Raw genomic sequence first — 23,883 nt, forward strand, 5'->3', positions numbered from 1 at the left:
CACCGCGAGTATCCGTAACGGAACGACGCGCCGCGACCGCGGCGCTTTTCCGGGATGGGAACCAAACCGTATCGAGTAGATGACAACGGGCCAGCCTGAAACAAACCTCGATACCGACCTCGAGTGGTGCTACGAGGCGGTACACGGGGTCTCTCGGACCTTCTCGATCACGATCGATCGCCTCGACGAACCGATGGCGAGACATATCTGCCTCGGGTATCTCCTCTGTCGCGTCGCCGACACGATCGAGGATGCGGGTCACATTCCGCCCGAGACCCAGACGGAACTATTGAGCGCGTACGACCGGCTGCTCGATCCGGCCGACCCGCTCGAGGTCGAGCAGTTCATGGCCGACATCGAGCCCTGGATCCCGGAGGAGGCAAACGCCGACTGGGAGGTCGTCGCCGAGACGCCCCGCGTCCTGCGAACCTTCGAGGCGCTCGACGAGGAGCCCCGCGAGATCATGCGCGACCCGGTTCGAGAGCTCGTCGACGGGATGGCGATGTTTACCGATCGGTACGCCGAGGAGGGCGGCCTGCGCCTGCAGACCCTCGAAGAGCTCGAGGAGTACTGCTGGTACGCCGCCGGCACCGTCGGCACCCTGATCACGGGACTGGTCGCCCGCAGCGCCTCGCCCGATCGGGCAGAGGAGATGCGCAAGAACGCCCGCTCGTTCGCCCTCCTCTTACAACTCGTCAACATCGCCAAGGACGTCGAGAGCGACTATCACGAGGAGAACAACGTCTACCTCCCCGAGGAGTGGCTCGCCGAGGAGAACGTCGACGCCGACGCCGTCACCGAACCCGACAACCAGCGCGGCGTCACCAACGTCATCCAGCGGGTGACCGGCCGCGCGGAGAACTACCTCGACGACGCCCACCGCTACCTCGAGATCGTCCCCGAGCGCCACGGCAACCGGCTCTCGGCGTGGGCGATCCCCTACCTGCTCGCGGTCGGCACCCTACGGGAACTCCAAGAACGACCCGAAGACGTCGTCCGCGAGGGTGACGTGAAGATCTGCCGTGCGGAGGTGTTCGCCGTCATCCAGCAGTTCGAGGACGGCGTCTCCCGCGCTCAGCTACGCGATCTCCGCCAGGAAATGGCCGAGAAACCGCTGCACCGTTAACAGGGGCCGACCCGCGTCTCCAGATCACCGGTCGCCGTCACGACCAGCGCGACGCGCGCACAGTCCGGCCCCCAACCCGCTCCCTCGAGTCGCTCGGTGATCTCGCTGGCCCGGATCTCGAGCGTCTCACCCTCGTACTCGGCCCTGACGGTCCACTCGGCCGTGTTTTTTATCCACCGACCCGAAAGATGCGTCGCCCCCTCCTCGTCCGCTGGCGCCAGCCGGACCGTCCGCTGGGCTTCGATTCCGTTCCCCTCGACGGCGAACTCGAGCGTCAGGGGGTCGGCCGTCTCGTTGATGGCCTCGAGCGGTTGAAGCCGAAGGTGGTAGCGCGTCGCGTATCGGTTCCACGCGTATCCGCCCGCGAGAACCGACGCGGTGCCGGTCGCGCCCGCGCCGACGAGCTGGCGGCGACTGTACCCGGGCATCGGACGACCGTTCTCGCGGTCTGATAAAAAGCTTGCCGCGCGCCGCCGGGTCGGCTAGAGGGTCGTCAGTCGTGTTCGTAAAACCCCTTGCCCGTCTTCTTCCCGAGGTCGCCGGCCTCGACCTTCCGCTTGAGCAGGTAGGCCGGTTTGTACCGGTCGCCGAGCTCCTCGTGGAGGGTCTCGGAGGCGTGGAGACAGATGTCGAGACCGATGTGATCGGCGAGCGTGAGCGGCCCCATCGGGACGTTCGTGCCGAGTTCCATTCCCGCATCGATGTCCTCCTTCGTCGCGACGCCCTCGTCGTAGGCCCGGATCCCCTCGTTGATCCAGGGCATCAGGATCCGGTTCGTGACGAAGCCGGGTTTGTCGTCGGACTCCCAGGTCGTCTTCCCAAGGTCCTCGGCGAGGTCGTGAGCCAGTTCGGTCGCGTCGTCGGTCGTCTTCTCGCCGACGACGACCTCGACGCCCTCCATGATCGGCACGGGGTTCATGAAGTGCAGCCCGATCACGCGCTCCGGGCGGTCGAGTTCGGAGGCGATCGTCGTGATCGAGAGGGTGCTCGTGTTCGTCGCGAGCAACACGTCCTCGTCGCAGACTCGCTCCAGCTCCGCGAAGATCTCCTGTTTGACGTTCATCTCCTCGAGGGCAGCCTCGACGACGAGGTCGCAGTCGCCGAGTTCGTCGATGGCGGTCGTCCCCTCGATTCGGCCGCGAATCGTCTCGGGGTCCTCCTCGAGAGCGTCACGTCCCTCGAGGCGGCCGAGGCTGTCCTCGATCGTCTCGAAGCCGTTCTCGACGAACTCCCGCTCGATGTCCCGGAGCACGACGTCGTAGCCGATCGTCGCGGCGACCTGTGCGATCCCGCTGCCCATCGTTCCCGCGCCGACGACACCGATCCGGTCGATCTGGTCGCGTACCATACGCTTGCCTTCACTCATCGGGCTCGTAAACGTGCCGATCGATCGTGTGGATCCGCTGCTCGAGGGAGACGAACTGTTGCTTTCGAGAGGGGGTGTTCAGAGGGATATTTCCGGACAGTGGACGACCGACTGAGTCGCTTACTACGACTGTAAGTAATTTATATCAGGCAGACCACCAGAGATATATAGCGACACGGTGGACCGTCTAACAGATGATTCCGATCGACGACTCTCCGATCGTTCGCGACGGTAAGTCACTGATTCTCGCGATGGACCACGGCCTCGAGCACGGTCCGGTCGACTTCGAGGACGTCCCGGAGAAGCTCGACCCGTCGACGGTGTTCGAGACGGCGACCCACGACGCCGTCACCTGCATGGCCGTTCAGAAGGGGATCGCCGAGGGCTACTACCCCAGCTACGAGGACGACGTCAACCTCCTGTTGAAGGTAAACGGCACCTCGAACCTCTGGATGGGCGAGTACGACTCCGCGGTGAACTGCTCGGTCGACTACGCGGCCGAACTCGGCGCCGACGCTATCGGGTTCACCCTCTACGGCGGTTCGAACCACGAGGTTGAGATGGCAGAAGAGTTCCGCGACGTCCAGGAGGACGCCCGCGAGCACGACCTGCCCGTCGTCATGTGGTCGTACCCCCGTGGACAGGGGCTGAAAAACGACACCAAGCCGAGCACTATCTCCTACGCGACCCGCCTCGGCCTCGAGCTGGGCGCCGACATCGCGAAGGTCAAGTACCCCGGTAGCTCCGAGGCGATGGAACACGCCTGCAAGGCCGCGGGCGACATGAACGTCGTCATGAGCGGCGGCTCGAAGACTTCGGACTACGAGTTCCTCTCGACGGTCGAGTCCGCCGTCAGCGCCGGCGCGAAGGGACTGGCCGTCGGCCGCAACGTCTGGCAGCGCGAGAACCCGACCCGAATCCTCGACGCCCTCGAGAAGGTGATCTTCGAGGAGGAGACCGCCGACGCCGCGCTCGAGGAATGACCGGACCCGACGACGGTCGCGTGGTCGACGAGGTGGTCGAGACGATTGCGGAATCGGCACCGGAGATCAGGCAGGGTCTTGTCGGCCGCCGCGAGGACGCCGACGCGGAGAACCCAAGCGGTGAGACCCAGGCCGAAGCCGACGTCTGGGCCGACGAGCTGCTCGCCGACCGTCTCTCGGCGATCGACGGCATCTACCAGTATGCGAGCGAGGAACGTCTCGAGACGATCGACTGCGGCAGCGAGGACGGCCTCTCGGTCGGGGTCGACCCGCTCGACGGCTCCTCGAACCTCAAGTCGAACAACACGATGGGGACGGTGTTCGGAATCTACGACGAATCCCTTCCCGCGCCGGGGTCCTCACTCGTCGCCTCCGGCTGGATCCTCTACGGCCCGATCACGACGATGGCGCTCGCTCGCAACGGCACGGTCGAGAAGTACGAGCTCACGGGCGACGATCGAACCCTCGTCGACGACGACGTCACCCTCCCCGACGATCCCCTCGTCTACGGCTTCGGCGGCCGCGTCCCCCACTGGTCGGACGAGTTCGAGGCCTACGTCCGGGAGATCGAGTCCGACCCGAGCCACAAGCTCCGCTACGGCGGCGCGATGATCGGCGACGTCAACCAGGTGCTCACCTACGGCGGGATCTTCGCCTACCCCGCCCTCGAGGGCAGCTCCCGGGGCAAGCTCCGCCTGCAGTTCGAGGGGAACCCGATCGCGCACCTCGTCGAGACCGCCGGCGGCAGCTCCACGGACGGAGCCCGGTCGATCCTCGAGGTCGAACCGGACGAGCTCCACGACCGTGTGCCGCTGCACGTCGGCAACGACGAGCTGATCGACCGCCTCGAGGACGCGCTCGCCTAATACGAGCCTCTATTTTGGTCATCGATTGCCGTCGACGGATGCGTTCGGTGAATCGATGCCCAGTGACGTCTACGAGGCTATCTCGAGTACCATCGGCTCGAGGCTGCGGCGTGTACGAGCCAGTCCGATTAGTTCCAGCGTCGGAGCACAACTCGCTGAACCGGGGGTCGTTCTTCGACGACTCAGAATTTATATCTTGCTGGCATAAATTCCCCGCCAATAGCGAGTTCGAAAACGGAGTCACGGTCGCGCTGGTTCGCGTGAATATTCGAGGAACCGGCCGGCTGGCCGGCCAACGCACTCCTCTTTTGCCGGCAGCTACCTGCTTCACACTGTCGTTCGTTCGCGGTTACTCCGGCTGGTTTGTCGACTTCGATCACGCGAATGCCGTTGAGTGCACTCTTATACTTCAGACTCCAGTCCCTCGCACCCATCCGACTGATACGGTTTACTGTAAGTCAGTACCGGCGCAACCGCCGCACGGGTCGCGGTTACGCCGGTACATCGGTACAGCAATCCGTATGAAACGGAGCCACGGAACTACTCCGAGGATTCGAACTCCGAGACCGTCAGCATCGTCTCCACCGCGACGTCCGGCGAGACCGAAATCGAATCGATGTCTTCCTCGAGCAGGAACTCGGTGTACTCCGGAATCGTCGAAGGTGCGTCGCCGCAGATCCCGACCGGTCGGTCGTGACGGTGGGCCTCCTCGATGAGCGAACTGATCGACCGCGTCACCGAGTCGTCGGTCTCGTCGAACAGCGGTGCGAGTTTCTCCGAGTTGCGGTCGACGCCGAGGACGAGCTGTGTGAGATCGTTCGAGCCGATCGAGAACCCGTCGAACAGGTCCGCAAACTGATCTGCAAGCACGATGTTCGCGGGCAGTTCGGCCATCACATAGACATCCATCTCGTCGCTCGAGAGACCGTACTCGGCCATGATCTCAAGCACGCGCTCGCCTTCCTCGGGCGTTCGACAGAACGGAACCATCAGGATGACATTGTCGAGTCCCACCTCCTCGCGAACCTGTCGGAGCGCCTCGCACTCGAGGCGGAACGCCTCCCGAAACGCCTCGTCGTAGTACCGGGAGGCGCCGCGCCAGCCGAGCATCGGGTTCGCCTCGTCGGGTTCGTACTTCCAGCCGCCCTCCAGGTTACGGTACTCGTCGGTTTTGAAGTCGCTGAGTCGGAAGATGACCTCGTCGGGGTAGAACGCGGCGCCGATCTTCGCAATCCCCGTCCGGAGGGCGTCGACGAACTGCTCCTCCTCGCCGCGCTCGAGCAACTCGAGCGGGTGGAAACCGACGTGGGAAGTGACGATGAACTCCTCGCGGGCCAGGCCGACGCCGTCGACGGGGAGGTTCGCGAGCGCGAACGCCCGCCCGGGATCGCCGAGGATCAGCTTGACGTCGGTGTCGGTTGCGGGAAGGTCGTCGACGACCTCCTCGGTGACGTCATACTCGAGTTCGCCCTCGTAGATGCGACCGGTGTCGGTCGAACAGTCGACGGTGACGGTGTCGCCGTTCGACAGCGACTCCGTCGCCGTTCCGGTCCGAACGATCGCGGGGATGCCCAGTTCGCGGGAGACGATCGCGGCGTGAGAGGTTTTGCCCCCTCTGTCGGTGACGATGGCGCTCGCGCGCTTCATCACCGGCACCCAGTCGGGATCGGTCATCTCGGTGACGAGGACGTCGTCCTCTTCGACCCGGTCCATCTCCCGGTGGTCCGAGAGCACGCGAACGGTGCCGCTTCCGATTGCGTTCCCGATTGCGACCCCCTCGAGCAGTGGCTCGTCGGTTTCCTCGAGGCTGTACGTCCGGAGGACGTTCCCCTCGGCCGCCCCGTGGACCGTCTCGGGCCTGGCCTGGACGACGAACAGTTCGTCGAGATCGCCGTCGACGAGCCACTCGATGTCCTGTGGCGTCCCGAAGTGGTCCTCGATCCGGGTCGCGTACCGCGCCAGTTCCCGGATCCGGTCGTCCGAGAGCGCGAACTCCTCGCGTTTTTCGTCCGGCACCGACTCGAGTTTGGTCCCGCCGTTTCGGCGGACCATCCGCTGGGACTTGCCGCCACACTCCTTCTCGACGATCCCGGTCGTCGGCTTGAAGACGACGTACCGGTCGGGGTCGACGACGCCCTGGACGATCGGTTCGCCGAAGCCGTAGGCGGCCTCGATCGTGACGACCTCGTCGAACCCCGTATCGGGGTCGAGCGTGAACAGGACGCCCGACGAGGCCAGGTCCGCCCGGCCCATCTTCTGGACGGCACAGGCCAGTTTGACGTCGAAGTGGTCGAAGTCGTTGTTCTCACGGTAGACGATCGCGCGGTCGGTAAACAGCGAGGCGAAGCAGTGTTTGATCGACTCGAGCAGTTCCGTCTCGCCGGCGACGTTGAGGAACGTCTCCTGCTGACCGGCGAAGGAGGCCTCCGGGAGGTCCTCCGCGGTCGCGGAACTCCTGACGGCGACCTCCGGGTCGTCGATCCCGAGGTCGTCGCCCAGTTCGGCGTACCGCTCGCGGATCGCCGACTCGAGTGTCAGCGGCATCGACGCCTCCGAAACCGTGCGCCTGATCCGATCGCCGCGTCGCTGGAGGTCCGCGACGTCGTCGACGTTCAGCTCCTCGAGTTGCGACTCGATCTCGGCGTGGATCCCGGTCTCCTCGATGTAGTAGTCGTAGGCCGACGCGGTCGTCGTGAATCCCGGCAGGACGGGGATATCGAAGTCGGCAAGTTCGCCGAGGTTCGCGCTCTTGCCGCCGACGCTGTCGGTGTCGTCGCCGCTCAACCCTTCTAGCGATCGGATGAACGAGTTTCGTGACATCGGACTGTCACTCGGACCACGCGGACGATAATAAGTTCGCAGGGGCGACGGACGAGCACCCCAGGATTAACTCCCTGCGTCAGGGAGGGAGCCCTGCTATGCAGGATGCCCACGCCCAACTGGAGGCGGACGTCGCCGCACTCGAGGAGTTGCCCGTATTCATCGCTTACAACGCGAACGTCGACGCGATCGTTCGGGTCGACAAGGAACTCGAGTCGTTCCTCGAGCGACCGACCGATCCCGGTGCGGACGTCCCGCCGAGCCCGCTGACTTCGAAACGAGAACTCGCGGCGGCGATCGCACACACGATGGCCGCCGGCCGGGGCGACGAGATCGCGATGGCCGACGAGTTCGCCGCGACACTCGAGTCGGAACTGGACCCCGACAGCCAGCAGATGGGCGGCCAGGCGGGGATCATGACGAACCTGCTCACCGCGCTGGGAACGGCGCCGATCTCGTACACCTACCTGATCTCCGAGCGACAGCTGTCGATGTTCGACCATCCCGACGAGGTACAGTATCCGACCGTCGAGGACGGCCAGGTGCGCTACGTACCCCTCTCCGAGGCCGTCAACACGGATCGGACGAAGATCAACTGGGTGTTTGAGTTCAGGGAGGGAGACGAGTTTTTCGGCGTGACCGCGCCGGAAGACACCCGGTTCATCGCCGCCTCGAGGCCGCCTGAGTTCGACCTCTCTGCGGGGGAACTCGACGAGGCAATCGATCAGGTCGGCGAGAACGTCGATGGCGCGCTCCTGGCGGGGTATCACAACCTCACGCCCGACCACGTCGAAGAGGGGTACGAGGAGACCCACCGTCACGCGAGAGACGTCATCCATCGACTCCGGTCTGGGAGCGACGTCGACGTCCACGTCGAGTACGCGGTCACCCACGACAACGACCTCAGGGAGAGCATGTACGAGTGGATCCTGCCGGAGGCGAACGTCGTCGGTGCGGACAGCCACGAATTGACGATGTTACACGACGACGCGGGGATCGACGCCGTCGAGGAGCCGCCGTCGGAAGCGACGCCGTTCGAACCCGAGGAGATCCTCAACCACTACAGAATGCTCGAGGCGGTCCGCGAGGAACTCGGTGTCGACTGTCTCCAGTTACACGCGATGGAGTACCACCTCGCCGTGATGGAGTCGTACCACTCGCCGGAGGCGCTCCGACGGGGCCTCGAGTTTTCCGCCGTCAACGCCGCCACCAAGGCGGCACTGGGACACGTCTCGGAACCCGAGGACCTCGAGACAGGGCTGGAGTACGAGCCCTCGAAGATGGGGCGGGAGGCGATCGAACTGCTGGCCGATCACGTCGGCGAGACGGCCGAGGACGGCGTCCTCGAGACCCCCTCGGTCGCTGCTTGTCCAAACCGCGTCGTCGACGAACCGGCAGGAACGGTCGGTATCGGCGACATTGTCTCCGCCTCGAGTTTCGTCCTGGAACTCGCCGTGGCCAGCGGCCGATAGCGGCTCCGGGACGGCGGCAAGCGGTAGTCGCCGGAGGACGTCACGGCTCCTGGGCGCTGACCGGCACGCAAAACACCGGCACGTCTGCCTGGCGGACGACGTTTTCGGTCACGCTCCCGAGGAACCACTGGCCGATCCCCGTCCGGCCGTGGGTCCCCATAACAATCAGGTCGATGTTGGTCTCGGTCGCGTAGGAGGGGATCTCCCTCGCCGGAGCGCCGGTCACAGTCGCTCCCGAGACGGTCACCCCGACGTCCTCGCCGCGCTCTCGGACCTCGTCGAGTGCCTCTTCGCCCCTGTGCTCGAGAGCCTCGAGGAATTCGTCAGCCTCCGACTCGTCGGCGAAACTCGTGTCGATCGAGTAGAGCACGTGTAGCGACGATTCGAGCCGACTCGCGAGTTCAATACCCCACTCGGTCGCGATCGCCGCGCCGTCGCTCCCGTCCGTGGGAAGAAGGAGCCGCTCGAACGGGATCTTGTCGATTGCGGGCTCGTCTGCGTTCGGCGGAACCGCGAGTACGGGACTCCGTGCCGTTCGAAGGACGTTCTCAGTCACGCTGTCGAGGAGCACCCTGTCGAGTCCCGTTCGGCCCTTCGTTCCCATAACGATGACGTCGATCTCGCGTTGCTTGGCGTACTCTCTGATCGACTGGAACGGAGTGCCTTTTCTGATCGTTGTCGTAACGTCGATTTCCTCGTCGTGGTCTGCGGTCAGCCGGGCGATCTCCTCGACCGCGTTCTCGGCGCGCTCCTCGAGTGACTGGAACTCGAACTCGTCGGACTCCCCCGTACGCAGTCAAGATTCGACAACCGATAGCACGTGGATGTCGGCATCAACCCGCGACGCGAGCGCGATCCCGCGTTTAGCTCCGGCCAGCGCTCCGTCGCTGCCGTCGGTTGGTATCAGTACCACTTCGATGAACCGGCTCATGGGTGGGTCCCGGGTTGCTTCACCACCTCGGCGGATAACTGTGTGGGGGTGGTCGGCCGACAGAATCTGACTGGAACGAACCCAACGATCGGGGCCATATCAGGACTCGAGCGTTGCTTCAGCGACAAAAATCTCGAGCAGGTCGCCGAGCTGTCGAGGCAGCAAGAATCGCTCCCGAACGTGTTCCCGGGCGTTATCGCCGAAGGTTCGCCGACGCCTGTCGTCCCCGAGAAGGTCGACGATCCGATCGCCAGCACCCGTCGCGTCATCGGGATCGACGAGGTAGCCGTTACGGTCGTCCTCCACCTGGAGCGGGATCCCGCCGACCGTCGAGTCGACGACCGGTGTGCGCTTCCAGAGCGCCTCCGAGACGACGAGGCCGAACCCCTCGCGCAATGACTTCTGGACGACGACGTCCGACAGCCGCTGGAGAGCGTTTATCGTCGTGTCTGGGAGGTCAGTCAGGACGTGAACGTCCGGATCGCCGACCGCATTTTCGGCGACCTGTTCGTACAGCTCCAGTCCTTCCGGATCGTCCCCGGCCATCCCGCCGGCCAACGCCAGCTGGAGCTCCGGCACCTCCTCCGTGGCGGTTCGGTACGCCTCGAGCGTACCGAACTGATCCTTCCACGGGTCGAAACGGGACACCTGCGTCACCACCGGCGCGTCGAACGAGAGCGGTTCCAGCCGGTCGCGTTCGGCCGCCAGCTCTTCGTCCTCGAGCGAGCGGTTCTTCTCCGTCACCGGGTCGATCGACGGGTAAACGATGCTCGTCGACGGCGTGTCGATCGCCGCGTACTTCGAGCGACTGAAGATCGCGTGGTCGATCGGTGTACTCCGAGACGAACGCGAGATAGTCGTCGACCGGGTCGGTGAGATCGACGTGACATCGCCAGAGGATGGGTGCGTCCGGAAGCCGTTCTTCGAGTCGCTCGAGCATGCCAAGCGGCTGTGGATCGTGAGCCAGCACGAGGTCGTACTCGTCTTCGATCTCGGCTGCGTTCCGCGCTGTCACCTCGCGATAGGTCGCTTTCATCTCGTCGGTCAGCGGCACGCCGCTACCCTGGAGGCCGTTGTGGACCGCTTTCGTGACCTCGAAGAAATCGTCGTCTGCGTCCATAACGTGCCAGTCAGTGTCGATTCCAAGGTCGTTACAGACCGGCACTATCGAGCGGAGCAACTCCGCGACGCCACCGCCCATCGCGGTCGAATTGACGTGCAGGATTCGGACGTCCGACAGCGTCTCGGCAAGCTCACGGAGTCGCTCGAGGCGGTCGCCATCCGTCACGGTGGCGTAGTCCTCGATCGATCGGTCCGGGAGTGAGGGACGATGCATCGTCGGTGCACGTCACCACCACGACGACGCTCGCATCAGTTGGGGTCAGGAACGCGGAGCGACGGGTTAGAGGGTGTTTATCTCCAGACATCCGACGGTCGCACCAACAAATTTACCCGCAAGGGTGGAGCCTCGACCATGGAAGGAGAGACGAACGGCAGCTCGGAAACCGGCGAAACGCTTCGAATCGGACTCAACGGCTTCGGACGGGTCGGGCGGTGTCTCCTCCGTGCGTCGCTGACACACGACGACGTCGATATCGTGGCGATCAACGACGTGATGGACGACGACGACATGGAGTACCTGCTCACGTACGATTCGGTTCACGGCCGTCTCGACGGAGTCTCCCGTCGCGGCGATAGGCTCTTTGTGGACGATCGGGAGTTCCAGTTGCTCTCGAAGGGCGAGCCGCCAGAACTCCCGTGGGACGAACTGGATGCCGACGTCGCCTTCGAAGCGACGGGGTTGTTCCGGACCCGCGACGAGGCTGCACAGCACCTCGAGGCGGGCGCAGAGAAGGTCATCATCTCGGCGCCACCGAAGGGCGAAAAGGAGGTACCGATGTTCGTCTACGGCGTCAACCACGAGGAGTACGGCGGTGACGACGTCATCTCGAACGCCTCCTGTACGACGAACTCGGTCGCGCCGGTCCTGAAGATCCTCGACGAGGTGTTTGACGTCGTCTCTGGACACTTGACGACCGTCCACGCCTACACCGGAAGCCAGGGACTCGTTGACGGCCCCATGGCCAAGCGACGACGCGGCCGCGCCGCTGCCGAGAACATCGTCCCCACGACGACCGGGGCAGCCGGTGCGACCAGCGAGGTGCTTCCCGAGTTCGAGGGCAAACTCGAGGGGATGGCGATGCGGGTACCGGTCCCGAACGGTTCGATCACCGACATCACCGTCAACATCGAGGAAGACGTCGAGCGGGACGAAGTGATCGACGCGATCCGGGTGGCGGCCGACGACGACCTGGCCGGCGTCCTCGGCTACACCGACGACGAGATCGTCTCGCGGGATATCGTCGGGTCGCCCTTCGCCTCGTATGTTGACCTGGAATCACTGATGGTCGCGGCCAACGACACCGTAAAAGTGCTCGCCTGGTACGACAACGAGTACGGCTTCTCGAACCAGATGATCAAACTCGCGAAACACGTCGCGACCGAGTCGGAGAGCATCGACGCCGGGCGAACCGTCATCAACTGACGGAGACACGCGAGCAATACTTTCCAGCCATGGCTACGTTTCGAACTATCGACGACCTCGAACCTGGGCGACGCCTGCCCGTCCGGATCGACGTCAACACCGCCGTCGAAGACGGAATCGTACAGGACAGTCGCCGGTTCGCAAGCCACGCGGAAACCATCCGGGAACTGCTCGCGGACAACCACCTCAATCACCCCGTCGAGTTCGTCGCAGACACGTACGGCGAGGACGCGCTCGCAGCTATCGACGACCTCGAGTCGGGTGACGTGCTCCTCCTCGAGAACGCCCGGATGTGCGACGAGGAGTTACCCGAGGAAGAGCCGGACGTGAAAGCCGAGACGGACTTCGTTCGGACGCTCGCTCCGGAGTTCGACGCCCACGTCGGGGACGCGTACTCGGCCGCGCATCGTTCCCACGCTTCGATCGTCGGCTTTCCGCGCGTCATGGACGCGTACGCGGGGCGCGTGATGGAACAGGAGTACACGGCGATCACGGCCGTCCGGGAGCGGGAGTTCGACGGTCCGGTTACGATGGTCCTCGGCGGGACGAAAGCCGAGGACGTCATCCCGATCATCGAGCGACTCGACGACACCGTCGACCGGTTCTGTCTCGGCGGCGTCGTCGGCGAACTCTTCCTGCAGGCGGACGGGTACGACGTGGGCTACGACGTCGCCGAGACGTCGCTTTTCGACCACCAGTGGGACGACCATCGTGGTCGACTCGAGCGTACCCTCGAGGCCTACCGCGACCGACTGTCGCTCCCAACCGACTTGGCTTACGAGGACGACGACGGCGAACGTGTGGAAGCGTCGCTCGAAAGACTCGAAAAAGATCGACCGTTCCTCGATGTCGGTTCCGAGACGGCCGATCGCTACGCCGACGTCGTCGAGGACGACGACGCGGTGTTCGTCAAGGGCGCACTCGGCGTCTTCGAGGACGAGCGGTTCGCCCACGGGACCGTGACGGTCGTCTCGGCGATCGTCGAGACCGACTGTTTCTCGGTCGTCGGCGGCGGCGACATCGCCCGCGTCGTCGAACTGTACGACCTCGACGAGGACGATTTCTCGCGCGTCACGGTCGCTGGCGGCGCGTACGTTCGCGCGCTCACCGGCGATCCGCTCGTCGGCGTCGAGATACTCGAGGGAGGGGGCTGAAATGGCGGACACGACTACCGCCGTCGTTCTGGCCGGTGGCTACGCGACTCGCTTATGGCCGATCACGAGGCACCGACCGAAGATGTTGCTCCCGCTCGGCGAGACGACGGTCATCGATCGCATCTACGCCGAACTCGAGGCCCTCGATCGGATCGAGGAGGTCTACGTGAGCACGAACGAACGGTTCGCTCCCGACTTCGAGGCTCACCTCGAGGACAGGCCGTACGACAAACCGCGTCTGTCCGTCGAGGAGACCGAACGCGAAGACGAGAAACTCGGCGTCGTCGGCGCGCTCGCCCAGTTGATCGATCGCGAAGGACTCGACGACGACCTGCTGGTGATCGCGGGCGACAATCTCTTTAATTTCGCACTCGAAGAGTTCTTCGAGTACTTCGACCGACGCGAGGGCCCGGCGATCGCGGCCTACGACGTCGGCTCACGGGAGCGGGCCACGTCGTACGGTGTGCTCGAACTGGACGACGAGCGCGTCGTCGGCTTTCAGGAGAAACCGGACGAACCGGAGAGTTCGCTCGTCTCGATCGGCTGCTACGCGTTCCCCGGTGAGATGCTGTCCCTGTTCGATCCCTATCTCGAAGGGGGAAACGACCCGGACGAGCCGGGCTGGTTCGTCCAGTGGCTCCAGGACCGCGAACCCACCTACGCATACACGTTCGACGGTGCGTGGTACGACATCGGAACCAGGAGGAGCTACCTCGACGCCGTCTCCTGGCACCTCGACGGCGACTCCCACGTCGCCGAGTCGGCGACCGTTCGGGATGGCAGTGTCGGCGACGACGTCCACGTAATGGCGGACGCGACCCTCGTCGACGCCGACGTCGAACGCTCGGTTATCTTCCCGGCAGCGCATCTCGGATCGACGACTGTTCGCGACTCGATCGTCGACGAAGAAGCCAGAATCAGCGGCTTCGACCTCGAGTGCGCCCTTATCGGAGCCCACTCCCGGATCCCGGACGACCGGTGAGACGAGGCCGGTTCCTTACGTTGGTAGCTCACCGAACCGCTGTCGCCGTCGGCAGATCCACCTCGTCGCCCAGCGGATCCGGCCGCGTCGACAGAAGTCGTCGGTGAAACAGGTCACTGCGTCGTTCCACTTGATGCGACCGGTCGTGTGGCCGATCAGCGCACCCACCGTCTGGATCTGGCGACGGGATCGGCGACAGCACCTCGACTCGAGTTTCGTCCTCGAGGCCGTCGTGCCGTGGCCGGGAGCGGGACCGATCGAGACAGGCTGTCTCGCATTGCAGTTACGACCCTGAGGTCGACCCGCCCCACCAGGCGGTGAACTGGACGTAGAGTCCGACCCCGCCGAGCAGGAGGACGTAGAACAGCCACCGCGGCCAGTTCGTCGAGAGAAACAGCAGCGTCAGAAACAGGACCCAGAGCCCGACGACGAGCGCGTCGGCGAGGACGCGGGTCCCGACGCCGATGGCTGCCGCGAGGGTGGCGACGGCGCGGCGCAGTCGGGAGGGGTGATCGTCGGACATCCGGGATCCGTGCGTAGTATCGCGTTCCATATCAGAAGTGATAACCGTACCGTTCGGTGACGCGATAGGCGGCGACCCCCCAGACGTAGCTCTGGCCGGGCCACCAGGTGCGGGCGTTGTTGAACCCCGCAACGAGAACGTCCTCCTCGTTACCGTCGGGATCGTCGTAGTAGCTGGCCGAGCCGCTGTCGCCGTCGGTCAGGTCCATCTCGCCGCCCCAGCGGATCTGGCCCCGCCGACAGAAGTCGTCGGTGAAACAAGTTACCGCGTCGAACCCCTGAACCCGGCCGGTCGTATGGCCCGTCAGCGCGCCGACCTTCTCGAGGCGTTCGTCCCGTGCGATGAGGTCGGCGAGGCCCCAGCGCGTCAGCTGACCGCGCACGCGGACCGGCTCCGGGGCGTCGATCCACATCGACGGGGCGAGGCTCCCGTTCGGTTCAATAGCGGCGACGTCCTCGACAGGATAGGCGTGTCTGACCGGCCCGAGATCGACGGGTTCCTCCGCCGAGATCGGAAGCGAGAGCAACGCGCCGTCGACCTCGTCCTGTTCCTCGAAGGCGTGTTCGGCCGTGACGAAGTACCGCTGCTGCGTTTCGGGGTCGAACATGGCCGGCCCGAGCGTCGCGAGACTCGAGGGCGTCTCGCAGGCGATTCCGGCGGGGATCTGACTCGAAGTAAGCGATTCGGCCATCCGCGGCTCGTAGCGGTCGGAATCGTCCTCGACCGCGTCGACGTCGACGATCTCCCGGACGTTTAGGGAAACGCCCTCGGAGAGGTTGCCGACCGCGTCCCGGATCGAACCGAGATCGCTAGAGACGCCGACGGAGACCGCCGCACCGCCGTCGTCGTAGGGCTCGGGGACGACCGCGCTGCCGAGGTATCCGGTGAAAGCAGCCCGCGAGAGGCGGTCGTTCAATTCGATCGCACTCTCGACGGCGGCGTACCAGTCGGCGGGAACGTACTCCGTGCGTTCCTCGAGCGACCAGGGGTCGTCGGGGTCGCTCCGGACGAGCGCGGTGACGACCGGGACCTCGCCGTCGTCGGCCGCGAGGAAGTCCTCGACGCCGAGAAAGTGGGCCATACCGAGGGCGTACCCGCCGGTAGCGAGGGTTCGGAAGAACTCGCGGCGGCTCATCCCTTCCTGTACGTGGTCGCGAATCCTCGCGAGTCGATCTGCGGAGCGGGAAGCGGTCGCATCGGACATACTACTGATCTCTCGAGTCTGGCTCTACGGTGTACGCCACGGGCTGTCATAGCTAATCGTCACGTACACCCGTGGGATCGGAATCTACTACGGGTTTGGGCGATTTAGAAGATACCGATTCTGCCTGCAGGTGCTATTTCCGTTTCGAGACCTGACAGTCACCGAAACCGGCGTTTCGACGGGACGATCAGTCGAACCTCGGCGCCGGCGAGTGAAAACGGTTTTGAGACCCCCCGTCGCAATTTTTGTCATGAAAGTTCGTATCGCTGCGACCGCGTCCGACGACGAGGCGGCCGCGATCGCGGCCGCGCTGGCCGAACACGTTGGGAGCAACGTCGAGGTGTACGTCGGCGACGGAGACGAGCCAGCGGCGACCCACGAGGAGCCGTCCGAACCCGAGTCGACGGCGGATCGATCGGCGGACGACCGGTCCGCCGAGTCGCTCGGCCCGACCGACCGCGAGGAACTGCTGTGGGAAGAAATCGAGGACATCCTCGAGGGTGGCCCGAAGAAGTACCGCGAACAGCTCGAGGACGGCGAGAAGCTGTTCGTCCGGGACCGCCTCGACCTGTGGTTCGGCGGGGACGACGGCGACCTGCTGTTCGAGGACGGGAAGTTCGCGGCGTTCGACGACTGGCACCCCCGCGGAGCCGATGCGGACGAGGAGACCGACGACCGACTTCCGGCCGACGGGCTCATCACTGGCGCCGCGGAGTTCGAGGACAGGGACGTCCACTTCATGGCCAACGACTACACCGTCAAGCGCGGCAGCATGGCGGCCAAGGGCGTCGAGAAGTTCCTCCGGATGCAACAGCGGGCGCTGAAGACGGGCAAGCCGGTACTGTACCTGATGGACTCCTCCGGGGGGCGGATCGATCAGCAGACGGGCTTTTTCGCCAACCGCGAGGGGATCGGGAAGTACTACTACAACCACTCGATGCTCTCCGGTCGTGTGCCCCAGATCTGCGTGCTCTACGGCCCCTGTATCGCCGGGGCCGCCTACACGCCCGTCTTCGCCGACTTCACGGTCATGGTCGAGGAGATGTCCGCGATGGCGATCGCCTCTCCGCGGATGGTCCAGATGGTGACTGGTGAGGACATCAGCATGCAGGACCTCGGCGGCCCGCGGGTCCACGCCGCCGAATCCGGCTCCGCGGACCTCGTTGCGCGCGACGAGGAACACGCCCGCGAACTCGTCGCCCAGCTGATCACGTACCTCCCCGACAGCGCCGATGAGAAGCCACCGAAACAGGAGCCGAAGCCGCCGGCCGCCTCGCCGGAGGGGATCGACGCGATCGTTCCCCAGGAACCGAACAAGGGGTACGACATGACCGACGTCATCGATCGGGTCGTCGACGACGGCTCCTACTTCGAGTTACGGCCCGACTACGGCGAGGAGATTATCACGGCGTACGCCCGAATCGATGGCCAACCCATCGGGATCGTCGCGAACCAGCCGGCCCACCGCGCCGGCGCGATCTTCCCCGACGCCGCCGAGAAGGCCGCCGAGTTCATCTGGAAGTCCGACGCCTTCGATATCCCCCTGCTCTACCTCTGTGACACGCCCGGCTTCATGGCCGGCTCGCAGGTCGAGAAAGACGGCATCCTCGAACAGGGCAAGAAGATGATCTACGCGACCTCCTCGGCGACGGTGCCCAAGCAGACGGTGGTCGTCCGCAAGGCCTACGGCGCCGGCATCTACGCGATGGGCGGGCCCGCCTACGACCCCGAGAGCGTCATCGGCCTCCCCTCCGGCGAGATCGCCATCATGGGCCCCGAGGCCGCGATCAACGCCGTCTACGCGCGCAAGCTCTCCGAGATCGACGACCCCGAGGAGCGCGAACGCCACGAGCAGGAGCTGCGCGAGGAGTACCGCGAGGATATCGACGTCCACCGGATGGCCAGCGAGGTCGTCATCGACGAGATCGTTCCCCCGAGCACGCTTCGCGAGGAGCTGTCGGCCCGCTTCGCGTTCTACGAGGGCCTCGAGAAGGAGCTGCCGGACAAGAAACACGGTACTATCCTCTAGTTCGGCTATCGGGAACCGTTTAGCAGCCACCTATCCGGCCGCTATCGCTCCCATAACAAAACCGCTCCTCGTCGAGGTGAGCAGTGCGCTCCCGAGGGCGGCCGCCGGTTCGACTCCGGCGGGGAGACTTATGAGTTTCGACGAGGGGTACACCTCGAGACGGCTTCCCGGCGAGCTGACGCCGCAGACGCTCGAGCGCGCGCTCTGGATCCTCGTCGCCCTCTCGCTGGTCGGCGACGTCGTCACGACGTTCGTCGGCCTCCAGCTCGGGTTGGCCGAGTCGAACCCGATCGCCAGGAACGTGATCTATAGCTACGGGCTCGCTGGAATGCTCGCGATGAAGGGCGCCGCCGTCGGCGTCGGCCTGGCCTGTCGGCCCCTCCTTCCACAGGTGTATCGGGTGATCGTCCCCGCCGGCCTCGCGATCCCCTGGACCATCGCGGTCGGGATCAACCTCTACATGATATCGCAGGTCGTCTGAGTGCCTAAGAGGGGCTACCGGCGCTCGTCGCCGTTTCGCTCCTCGAGGGCGACCCGCCAGTCCCGAACCGCGTCCCTGATCGCGGTCCACTGTGCCCGTGTCCCGGGAATTCCAGCCCTTCCGGACCCGTCCGCCGCGCGCTCGAGTTCGGCGCGAACCTCGAGCGGAGCGTCGACGGAGCGAAACGCGAGCGTCGACCCGCTCGCGGTCTCGATCGAGACCGTTCCGGCGTCGATCACCGTCTCGAGGGCGCCCTGCGTGACGGTCGTGTTCTGGACCTGCTCGAGGCCGACCGTTCGCACCGAGACGCCGACCACGCCGCGTCTGATCGCCAGCCGGTGGTCGGTGATCACGAACTCCGTTCTCGCGAGTCGAACGTAGGGCCACACCGGGATCGCCGCGAGTATCGGGATCCAGCCTAGTGCCAGAACCGTGAGGAACTCGAGGACGACGCCGGCCGCGATCGCGGCCATGGCGAAGACCGTGCCGGCCAGCCACGGGTAGACGGTCTGGATTCGGGGCCGACCCCGCCAGCGAAGCCGTTCGTCCGACTCGAGGGCCAGCCAGGATGCGACCCCGTTCCGATCGGTCGGCTCGGCGGAGTCGGTCGAAGAACGACTCGTCGTGGCCGTCATCGTCGGTTCCGATCGTCGTCGTCGGATCCGTTCCTCGAGGGGTCGTCCTCGAGCGGACGGTCATTGAACGACGGATCATCACCCTCGAGGAGTCGGTCGTCGGACGGCTCGCCGTCGAACGGGCTCTCATCCGTCGGGCTTGTGTCGTCCGTCGGCGGCTGTCGCCTGCGAACGGGCTCCCGCCGATCCGGTTCGGGTTCGGTCCTGGATTCGAATGCAGGCTTCGACTCGGCTTCGCGTCCGGCGTCCGAGTCGGGCTCGAGCAACCCTTCGCCGTCGATATCCGATATTTCGTCGTCGATATCCGGCATCTCGCCGCGGTCGTCCGACTCCTCGACGGCCGCACGGATCGCCCGTAGCTCGGTGAGGATCTCCTCGAGGACATCGCCCTCCCCCTGACCCGGGTCGCGGTGACGGCCGACCTGCTCGCTGATCCGCTGTTGGACCGTTCGGGGCTCCGGAACGGACCGGAACGCCATCTCGACGCCCGCGCCGCCGGCTGTCGTGAGTTCGACGGTCCCGTAGCCGAAGGTCGAGCCGAGCGCGGACTGGCTGTAGGAGATGTCCTGGACCTTCTCGTGGTCGATCCGTTTGACGTCCCGGGAGAGTACACCCGTCTTCCGGTAGACGGCGCTGTCGGTGATCACGTAAACGGTGTTACTGATCCGAAGGTACTCGCCGACGATGAGCAGGATCCCAATCAGCACGATCGAGAGCGGGATCCCGATCGCCAGCGTCGGCAGCAGCGTCCGACGGTCGGGGCCGCCGACCCAGACGATCTCCTCGTCGTCCTCCAGCGAGAGCCACTCGAGGTCGTGCTCGAGGGCAGCGTCACCGGAGGCCGACATCGTCACTCCGCCTCCGCGTGCTCGCGTTTCAGCGAGAGGACGGTGCGCTCGAACTCGCAGACGAGCTCGTCGTTCTGGTTGAACGCCTCGACGCGCATAGTGACGATCCCGCGCTCGCCGTCGCTGGTTTCGCGCTTGTCGGTCACCGTTGATTGGACCCGGATCGTGTCGCCGTGAAACACCGGCTGGGGGTGTTCGACGTCGTCGTAGGAGAGATTCGCGACGATCGTCCCGTCGGTCGTCTCCGGGATCGAGACCCCGACCGCCAGCGACATCGTGTAGAGACCGTTGACCAGCCGCTCCCCGAACTCGGTGTCGCCAGCGAACTCCTCGTCTAAGTGGAGGGGCTGCTGGTTCATCGTCATGTCACAGAAGCGCTGGTTGTCGCTCTCGGAGATCGTCCGGCGGCGCTCGTGTTCGATCGTCTCTCCGACCTCGAACTCCTCGTAGTACAGTCCGGTCATGCGTTCGACCTCCACGAGACCGCACAAAAACGCGTCGGGATCTCGAGGCGTCTTTCGCGCGCTCGAGGGTAGCCCAGGTGCGATCGGACGGCTGTCGGGTGTTGGCCTCGTGGTCGCAAGTATTGTCATAATTCGTCGGGAGTGACAAGGATTATTGTTCGGCGCGGACATCGATCAGACCTGCACTCCGGAGCCCGGGTCGACGACGAGTCGCCGATCCGTTCGAGCACTACTCCGATCGTGCACCACCGTTTCACAATGACTACAGCCGAATCCACAGCGGAACCCGAATCCGAGAGCGCCGTCGAAACCGCCCGTCGCCAGCTCGAGCGCGCCGCGGCACACCTCGAGGTCGACGAGGGCGTCGTCGAACGGCTCCGGCACCCGACCAGCGTCTACCGGGTGTCGATCCCGCTCGAGCGCGACGACGGGACGACCGAGATGTTCACCGGCTACCGCGCCTACCACGACAGCGTTCGTGGCCCGTACAAGGGCGGGCTGCGCTACCACCCCGGCGTCAGCGAAGACGAGTGCGTCGGGCTCTCGATGTGGATGACCTGGAAGTGCGCCGTGATGGATCTCCCCTTCGGCGGCGCGAAGGGTGGCGTCGTCGTTAACCCGAAGGAGCTGAGCAAAGGGGAGAAGGAGCGGCTCACCCGGCGATTCGCCGAGGAGCTCCGGCCGGTCATCGGCCCGATGAAAGATATTCCGGCCCCGGACATGGGAACCGATCCACAGACGATGGCGTGGTTCATGGACGCCTACTCGATGCAGGCCGGCGAGACGACGCCCGGCGTCGTTACGGGGAAGCCGCCAGTTATCGGCGGTTCCAAGGGCCGCGAGAAGGCCCCCGGTCGAAGCGTCGGGATCGTCACGCGGGAGGCGATCGACTACTACGACTGGGAGCTCGAGGAGACGACGGTCGCGGTCCAGGGGTTCGGCAGTGTCGGCGCGAACGCGGCCCGCTATCTGGACGAACGCGGCGCGACGATCGTCGCGGTCTCGGATGTCGACGGGGCGATCTACGATCCGGACGGGTTCGACACGAACGACGTCGAGGACCATGACGAGGCGCCAGGGATGGTATCGACGTACGATGCCCCCGAGACGCTCTCGAACGCGGAGCTGCTCGAGCTCGACGTCGACGTCGTGATCCCCGCGGCGATCGGGAACGTGTTGACGGTCGAGAACGCCCGTAACGTCCAAGCTGACATGATCGTCGAGGGCGCGAACGGACCGACGACGTCGGCCGCCGACCAGGTCTTCGAGGACCAGGGCGTTCACGTGATCCCGGACATCCTCGCTAACGCCGGCGGGGTGACGGTGAGCTACTTCGAGTGGCTTCAGGACATCAACCGCCGGGCCTGGAGCTTGGAGCGGGTCCACAAGGAGCTCGAGTCGGAGATGCTCCAGGCGTGGAACGCCGTTCGGGAGGAGTACGACGCGCGGGACGTCACCTGGCGCGACGCGACGTACCTCGTTGCACTCTCGCGGATCGCGGACGCACACGACGCCCGCGGCCTGTGGCCGTAGTAAGGGGGTATCGTCCCCCGTCGATAATCGCGACCGTTGGGTCGGGGTCCCACCCCTCGTTCAGAGTGAAACGGCTCGAGAGAGCGGTGGGGCGACGGAAACGCGGAGTGGTGCCGAGACTACTGGAACGGAGAGCGACTGCGATGGGGAGCGACGTAAGAGAGCGACTGGAACGGAAAGCTACGAGAACGAGGACAGGTCGACGCGCCCGCGTGTCGAGTCGGTACTGTCGGCGAGTTTGTCGTAGGGCGGTAGCTCCTCGAGCGAGTCGTCGCGGCGGACGGCCTTGACGATGTGTTTCGGATCCGTGACGAGCCGGTGGAGGAGGTAGCTTCCCTGGGAACGTCCCCCGCCGGTCTTCTCGGACTCGATGACGCCTAAAAAGGCCTGTTCCTTGAGCTGGCGGTAGAGCCCGTTCTCGGTGATCGGGTCCGTCGCGACCAGCTCGCAGATGTCGGCGTAGCGCTCGTAGATCTCGCGGGTCTTGTAGGTCTCGCGGTCGCCGGTGACGATACAGCTCGCCAGCGCGTACAGCGCCAGCTTCGCGTGGGCGGTCGCCCCGCTGGTGAGCTCCTCGATCCGGTTGATCTCGGCGACCTCCTGAGCCTGCTTGATGTGGCGCTCGGAGACGCTCTCGGAGGCCGTGCGGCGCGCGAGCTCGCCGGCTTCCTTGAGGATCTCGATTGCCTTGCGCGCGTCGCCGTGTTTCTTCGCCGCGAGGGCGGCACAGAGCTCGATCGTGCCGTCCTCGAGCACGCCGGGTTGGAAGGCGTCCTGCCGATTTCGCATAATCTCCCGGAGCTGTGCGGCGTCGTAGGGGTGAAAGAACAGCTCCCGGTGGCCGAAGCTGCTGTCGATCCGTTCATCGAGGGTCTCGCGGTACTGGACCTTGTTCGAGATGCCGATGACACCGATGTAGGCGTCGGTCTTTCGGGCCTCGCGGGCCCGCGAGAGCTGCATCAGGATGTTACTGTTGTCGAGCTTGTCGATCTCGTCGAGGATCACGATCACCGAGTCGAAACAGTCCTCGAGGATCGACCAGATGTGCTGGTAGTACTCCATTGTACCGACGCCACGGACCGGAATATGCTGGTCGTAGCCGGTCTGGTCGGCGAGGCTAAGCGCGAGCTGGCGGGTCGCCCGCGTTTCGGTGTTGGCTTCGGAACAGTCGACGTAGAGCACGCCACAGCCGATCTCGTTGTCATCGGCGGCATCCCGGGCCCGTGTCGCGACGTGGCGGGAGATGAGACTCTTCCCGGTCCCGGTCTTGCCGTAGATCATCACGTTGTTCGGTGGATCGCCCCGCGTGATCGCCCCGACTTCGGCGGCGACGGACTGGATCTCGTCGTCCCGGCCGACGATCCGGTCCTCCTCGGGGACGTGGCCGACGTGCAGGAGTTCCTTCCGATTGAAGATCGGATCCTGCGACTGGAAGAGGGGATCCCCACCGGCCTGTTCGGTCATGTTGCTGTCCTTGGAGAGTTGTATAATAAAACTATGGAAGGTAGCTCAGACTGATAAGGTATCTCGAGCGGCGTTGAACCGATGTATTTCGAGAGAATCGGCGCGAGCGGGCCGGAGGCCGCATGCAGACTGAACTGCAGGGAGACTCCACCGATGTTTTCGGCCTCTGTTCGACCCCACCCCCACCCCTCGTTCAGAGTGTAACGGCTCGAGAGAGGGTGGGGGTGGGGTGATGAGAAACGGCAGTGGGTAACCACGGGATTGAGACAGTAACTGCTGTGAGGACGTGATAGTTCATTCACCATACACCCATCTCGAACGTAGCGTGAGTGTGTCTAGCGTTCCCTGTAGCCAAGGTCTACTAGTTAGTATTATATTTTGTGTTATAGGTTATTATTGCTGGGAAATGGCAATGTCTAGAACACCTCTAGTTAGTTACTGTGTCTTTCTAGATATC

The 23,883-nt window shown here is 64.8% G+C and carries 22 protein-coding genes and 1 pseudogene; 11 read left to right on the forward strand and 12 right to left on the reverse strand.

Annotation, left to right across the window (positions count from 1 at the left end; genetic code table 11):
• The first annotated feature begins 79 nt into the window (after nt 1-79).
• The gene (locus tag QA600_RS11965) at nt 80-1,126 is read left to right on the forward strand and encodes a phytoene/squalene synthase family protein (protein WP_278292173.1); all 1,047 of its coding nucleotides are present in this window, start codon (nt 80-82) and stop codon (nt 1,124-1,126) included.
• Here QA600_RS11965 and QA600_RS11970 read toward each other — a convergent pair.
• Together QA600_RS11970 and QA600_RS11975 are read right to left on the reverse strand one after the other, a co-directional pair.
• Complete coding sequence (locus tag QA600_RS11970; protein WP_278292174.1) at nt 1,123-1,554, reverse strand: hypothetical protein; 432 nt, start codon at nt 1,552-1,554, stop codon at nt 1,123-1,125. The genes QA600_RS11965 and QA600_RS11970 overlap by 4 nt on opposite strands.
• A gap of 65 nt (nt 1,555-1,619) precedes the next feature.
• Complete coding sequence (locus QA600_RS11975) at nt 1,620-2,474, reverse strand: 3-hydroxyacyl-CoA dehydrogenase NAD-binding domain-containing protein (RefSeq protein ID WP_278292175.1); 855 nt, start codon at nt 2,472-2,474, stop codon at nt 1,620-1,622.
• Between the two features lie 212 nt (nt 2,475-2,686).
• Between QA600_RS11975 and QA600_RS11980 the strand changes: the two genes are divergently transcribed.
• Both QA600_RS11980 and QA600_RS11985 read left to right on the forward strand, forming a co-directional pair.
• Complete coding sequence (locus tag QA600_RS11980) at nt 2,687-3,475, forward strand: class I fructose-bisphosphate aldolase (RefSeq protein ID WP_278292176.1); 789 nt, start codon at nt 2,687-2,689, stop codon at nt 3,473-3,475.
• Nucleotides 3,472-4,341 carry a class 1 fructose-bisphosphatase gene (locus QA600_RS11985; protein ID WP_278292177.1) on the forward strand — a complete coding sequence of 290 codons (870 nt, stop codon included), beginning with the start codon at nt 3,472-3,474 and terminating at the stop codon, nt 4,339-4,341. The genes QA600_RS11980 and QA600_RS11985 overlap by 4 nt, the downstream gene beginning before the upstream one ends.
• Before the next feature lie 540 nt (nt 4,342-4,881).
• On the opposite strand, the gene ppsA is transcribed toward QA600_RS11985, so the two are convergent.
• On the reverse strand, nt 4,882-7,161 hold the full coding sequence (gene ppsA / locus QA600_RS11990; protein WP_278292179.1) for a pyruvate, water dikinase: 2,280 nt from the start codon (nt 7,159-7,161) through the stop codon (nt 4,882-4,884).
• Nucleotides 7,162-7,259: 98 nt separating this feature from the next.
• Between ppsA and QA600_RS11995 the strand changes: the two genes are divergently transcribed.
• The gene (locus tag QA600_RS11995; protein WP_278292180.1) at nt 7,260-8,633 is read left to right on the forward strand and encodes an ADP-dependent glucokinase/phosphofructokinase; all 1,374 of its coding nucleotides are present in this window, start codon (nt 7,260-7,262) and stop codon (nt 8,631-8,633) included.
• A 40-nt stretch (nt 8,634-8,673) separates the two neighbouring features.
• Here QA600_RS11995 and QA600_RS12000 read toward each other — a convergent pair whose 3' ends face one another.
• The 3 genes and pseudogenes from QA600_RS12000 to QA600_RS12010 all read right to left on the reverse strand — a co-directional run bounded on the left by QA600_RS12000 (nt 8,674) and on the right by QA600_RS12010 (nt 10,900).
• Nucleotides 8,674-9,429 carry a universal stress protein gene (locus tag QA600_RS12000; protein ID WP_278292276.1) on the reverse strand — a complete coding sequence of 252 codons (756 nt, stop codon included), beginning with the start codon at nt 9,427-9,429 and terminating at the stop codon, nt 8,674-8,676.
• Nucleotides 9,430-9,564 carry a universal stress protein gene (locus QA600_RS12005; RefSeq protein WP_278292182.1) on the reverse strand — a complete coding sequence of 45 codons (135 nt, stop codon included), beginning with the start codon at nt 9,562-9,564 and terminating at the stop codon, nt 9,430-9,432.
• A 99-nt stretch (nt 9,565-9,663) separates the two neighbouring features.
• Nucleotides 9,664-10,900: pseudogene (locus tag QA600_RS12010) on the reverse strand (glycosyltransferase).
• 138 nt (nt 10,901-11,038) lie between these two features.
• On the opposite strand from QA600_RS12010, the gene gap reads away from it, so the two are divergent.
• The 4 genes from gap (at nt 11,039) to QA600_RS12030 (ending at nt 14,540) form a co-directional block, all read left to right on the forward strand.
• Nucleotides 11,039-12,109, forward strand: coding sequence for a type I glyceraldehyde-3-phosphate dehydrogenase (gap, locus tag QA600_RS12015; RefSeq protein WP_278292183.1), 1,071 nt, complete (start codon nt 11,039-11,041; stop codon nt 12,107-12,109).
• A 29-nt stretch (nt 12,110-12,138) separates the two neighbouring features.
• Nucleotides 12,139-13,263 (forward strand): phosphoglycerate kinase, encoded by a 1,125-nt coding sequence (locus QA600_RS12020; RefSeq protein ID WP_278292184.1) that lies wholly within the window; start codon nt 12,139-12,141, stop codon nt 13,261-13,263.
• A gap of 1 nt (nt 13,264) precedes the next feature.
• Complete coding sequence (locus QA600_RS12025; RefSeq protein ID WP_278292185.1) at nt 13,265-14,245, forward strand: sugar phosphate nucleotidyltransferase; 981 nt, start codon at nt 13,265-13,267, stop codon at nt 14,243-14,245.
• Nucleotides 14,246-14,378: 133 nt separating this feature from the next.
• Entirely contained in the window at nt 14,379-14,540 is a 162-nt protein-coding gene (locus QA600_RS12030; RefSeq protein ID WP_278292187.1) for a hypothetical protein, read from the forward strand.
• On the opposite strand, the gene QA600_RS12035 is transcribed toward QA600_RS12030, so the two are convergent.
• On the reverse strand, nt 14,529-14,768 hold the full coding sequence (locus tag QA600_RS12035; RefSeq protein WP_278292188.1) for a hypothetical protein: 240 nt from the start codon (nt 14,766-14,768) through the stop codon (nt 14,529-14,531). The two genes, QA600_RS12030 and QA600_RS12035, sit on opposite strands and share 12 nt — an antisense overlap.
• Before the next feature lie 31 nt (nt 14,769-14,799).
• The gene (locus QA600_RS12040; protein WP_278292189.1) at nt 14,800-15,972 is read right to left on the reverse strand and encodes a hypothetical protein; all 1,173 of its coding nucleotides are present in this window, start codon (nt 15,970-15,972) and stop codon (nt 14,800-14,802) included.
• A 250-nt stretch (nt 15,973-16,222) separates the two neighbouring features.
• Between QA600_RS12040 and QA600_RS12045 the strand changes: the two genes are divergently transcribed.
• On the forward strand, nt 16,223-18,001 hold the full coding sequence (locus QA600_RS12045) for an acyl-CoA carboxylase subunit beta (protein ID WP_278292190.1): 1,779 nt from the start codon (nt 16,223-16,225) through the stop codon (nt 17,999-18,001).
• A 130-nt stretch (nt 18,002-18,131) separates the two neighbouring features.
• Complete coding sequence (locus tag QA600_RS12050) at nt 18,132-18,482, forward strand: DUF5658 family protein (protein WP_278292191.1); 351 nt, start codon at nt 18,132-18,134, stop codon at nt 18,480-18,482.
• Between the two features lie 14 nt (nt 18,483-18,496).
• Here the strand turns inward: QA600_RS12050 and QA600_RS12055 are convergent, their stop codons facing one another.
• Genes QA600_RS12055 through QA600_RS12065 form a run of 3 tightly spaced genes read right to left on the reverse strand, consistent with a single transcriptional unit; the run spans nt 18,497 to nt 20,600 of the window.
• Nucleotides 18,497-19,117 (reverse strand): PH domain-containing protein, encoded by a 621-nt coding sequence (locus QA600_RS12055; RefSeq protein WP_278292193.1) that lies wholly within the window; start codon nt 19,115-19,117, stop codon nt 18,497-18,499.
• Nucleotides 19,114-19,965 (reverse strand): PH domain-containing protein, encoded by an 852-nt coding sequence (locus QA600_RS12060; RefSeq protein WP_278292194.1) that lies wholly within the window; start codon nt 19,963-19,965, stop codon nt 19,114-19,116. Before QA600_RS12060 ends, QA600_RS12055 begins: the two co-directional genes overlap by 4 nt.
• 2 nt (nt 19,966-19,967) lie before the next feature.
• A complete protein-coding gene (locus QA600_RS12065; protein WP_345782026.1) occupies nt 19,968-20,600 on the reverse strand; it encodes a MaoC family dehydratase in 633 nt (210 codons plus the stop codon).
• 87 nt (nt 20,601-20,687) lie between these two features.
• On the opposite strand from QA600_RS12065, the gene gdhB reads away from it, so the two are divergent.
• Nucleotides 20,688-21,962 carry a glutamate dehydrogenase GdhB gene (gdhB, locus tag QA600_RS12070; protein WP_278292196.1) on the forward strand — a complete coding sequence of 425 codons (1,275 nt, stop codon included), beginning with the start codon at nt 20,688-20,690 and terminating at the stop codon, nt 21,960-21,962.
• Between the two features lie 180 nt (nt 21,963-22,142).
• Here gdhB and QA600_RS12075 read toward each other — a convergent pair whose 3' ends face one another.
• On the reverse strand, nt 22,143-23,426 hold the full coding sequence (locus tag QA600_RS12075) for an orc1/cdc6 family replication initiation protein (protein ID WP_278292197.1): 1,284 nt from the start codon (nt 23,424-23,426) through the stop codon (nt 22,143-22,145).
• Nucleotides 23,427-23,883 lie beyond the last annotated feature (457 nt).

Source organism: Natronococcus sp. A-GB1 (genome assembly GCF_029688845.1).
Lineage (GTDB): Archaea > Halobacteriota > Halobacteria > Halobacteriales > Natrialbaceae > Natronococcus.

Excerpts from the sequence above, each read along its gene's own strand:
- QA600_RS12035 (WP_278292188.1), bottom strand. The coding sequence starts at position 14,768 with ATGTCCGACGATCACCCCTCCCGACTGCGCCGCGCCGTCGCCACCCTC.
- QA600_RS11970 (WP_278292174.1), bottom strand. The coding sequence starts at position 1,554 with ATGCCCGGGTACAGTCGCCGCCAGCTCGTCGGCGCGGGCGCGACCGGC.
- QA600_RS12025 (WP_278292185.1), top strand. The coding sequence starts at position 13,265 with ATGGCGGACACGACTACCGCCGTCGTTCTGGCCGGTGGCTACGCGACT.
- QA600_RS11985 (WP_278292177.1), top strand. The coding sequence starts at position 3,472 with ATGACCGGACCCGACGACGGTCGCGTGGTCGACGAGGTGGTCGAGACG.
- QA600_RS12060 (WP_278292194.1), bottom strand. The coding sequence starts at position 19,965 with ATGTCGGCCTCCGGTGACGCTGCCCTCGAGCACGACCTCGAGTGGCTC.
- QA600_RS11980 (WP_278292176.1), top strand. The coding sequence starts at position 2,687 with ATGATTCCGATCGACGACTCTCCGATCGTTCGCGACGGTAAGTCACTG.
- QA600_RS12030 (WP_278292187.1), top strand. The coding sequence starts at position 14,379 with ATGCGACCGGTCGTGTGGCCGATCAGCGCACCCACCGTCTGGATCTGG.
- QA600_RS12020 (WP_278292184.1), top strand. The coding sequence starts at position 12,139 with ATGGCTACGTTTCGAACTATCGACGACCTCGAACCTGGGCGACGCCTG.
- gap (WP_278292183.1), top strand. The coding sequence starts at position 11,039 with ATGGAAGGAGAGACGAACGGCAGCTCGGAAACCGGCGAAACGCTTCGA.
- QA600_RS12055 (WP_278292193.1), bottom strand. The coding sequence starts at position 19,117 with ATGACGGCCACGACGAGTCGTTCTTCGACCGACTCCGCCGAGCCGACC.
- QA600_RS12005 (WP_278292182.1), bottom strand. The coding sequence starts at position 9,564 with ATGAGCCGGTTCATCGAAGTGGTACTGATACCAACCGACGGCAGCGAC.
- QA600_RS12075 (WP_278292197.1), bottom strand. The coding sequence starts at position 23,426 with ATGACCGAACAGGCCGGTGGGGATCCCCTCTTCCAGTCGCAGGATCCG.
- gdhB (WP_278292196.1), top strand. The coding sequence starts at position 20,688 with ATGACTACAGCCGAATCCACAGCGGAACCCGAATCCGAGAGCGCCGTC.
- QA600_RS12050 (WP_278292191.1), top strand. The coding sequence starts at position 18,132 with ATGAGTTTCGACGAGGGGTACACCTCGAGACGGCTTCCCGGCGAGCTG.
- QA600_RS12045 (WP_278292190.1), top strand. The coding sequence starts at position 16,223 with ATGAAAGTTCGTATCGCTGCGACCGCGTCCGACGACGAGGCGGCCGCG.
- ppsA (WP_278292179.1), bottom strand. The coding sequence starts at position 7,161 with ATGTCACGAAACTCGTTCATCCGATCGCTAGAAGGGTTGAGCGGCGAC.
- QA600_RS12065 (WP_345782026.1), bottom strand. The coding sequence starts at position 20,600 with ATGTCCGCGCCGAACAATAATCCTTGTCACTCCCGACGAATTATGACA.
- QA600_RS11995 (WP_278292180.1), top strand. The coding sequence starts at position 7,260 with ATGCAGGATGCCCACGCCCAACTGGAGGCGGACGTCGCCGCACTCGAG.
- QA600_RS11965 (WP_278292173.1), top strand. The coding sequence starts at position 80 with ATGACAACGGGCCAGCCTGAAACAAACCTCGATACCGACCTCGAGTGG.
- QA600_RS12040 (WP_278292189.1), bottom strand. The coding sequence starts at position 15,972 with ATGTCCGATGCGACCGCTTCCCGCTCCGCAGATCGACTCGCGAGGATT.
- QA600_RS11975 (WP_278292175.1), bottom strand. The coding sequence starts at position 2,474 with ATGGTACGCGACCAGATCGACCGGATCGGTGTCGTCGGCGCGGGAACG.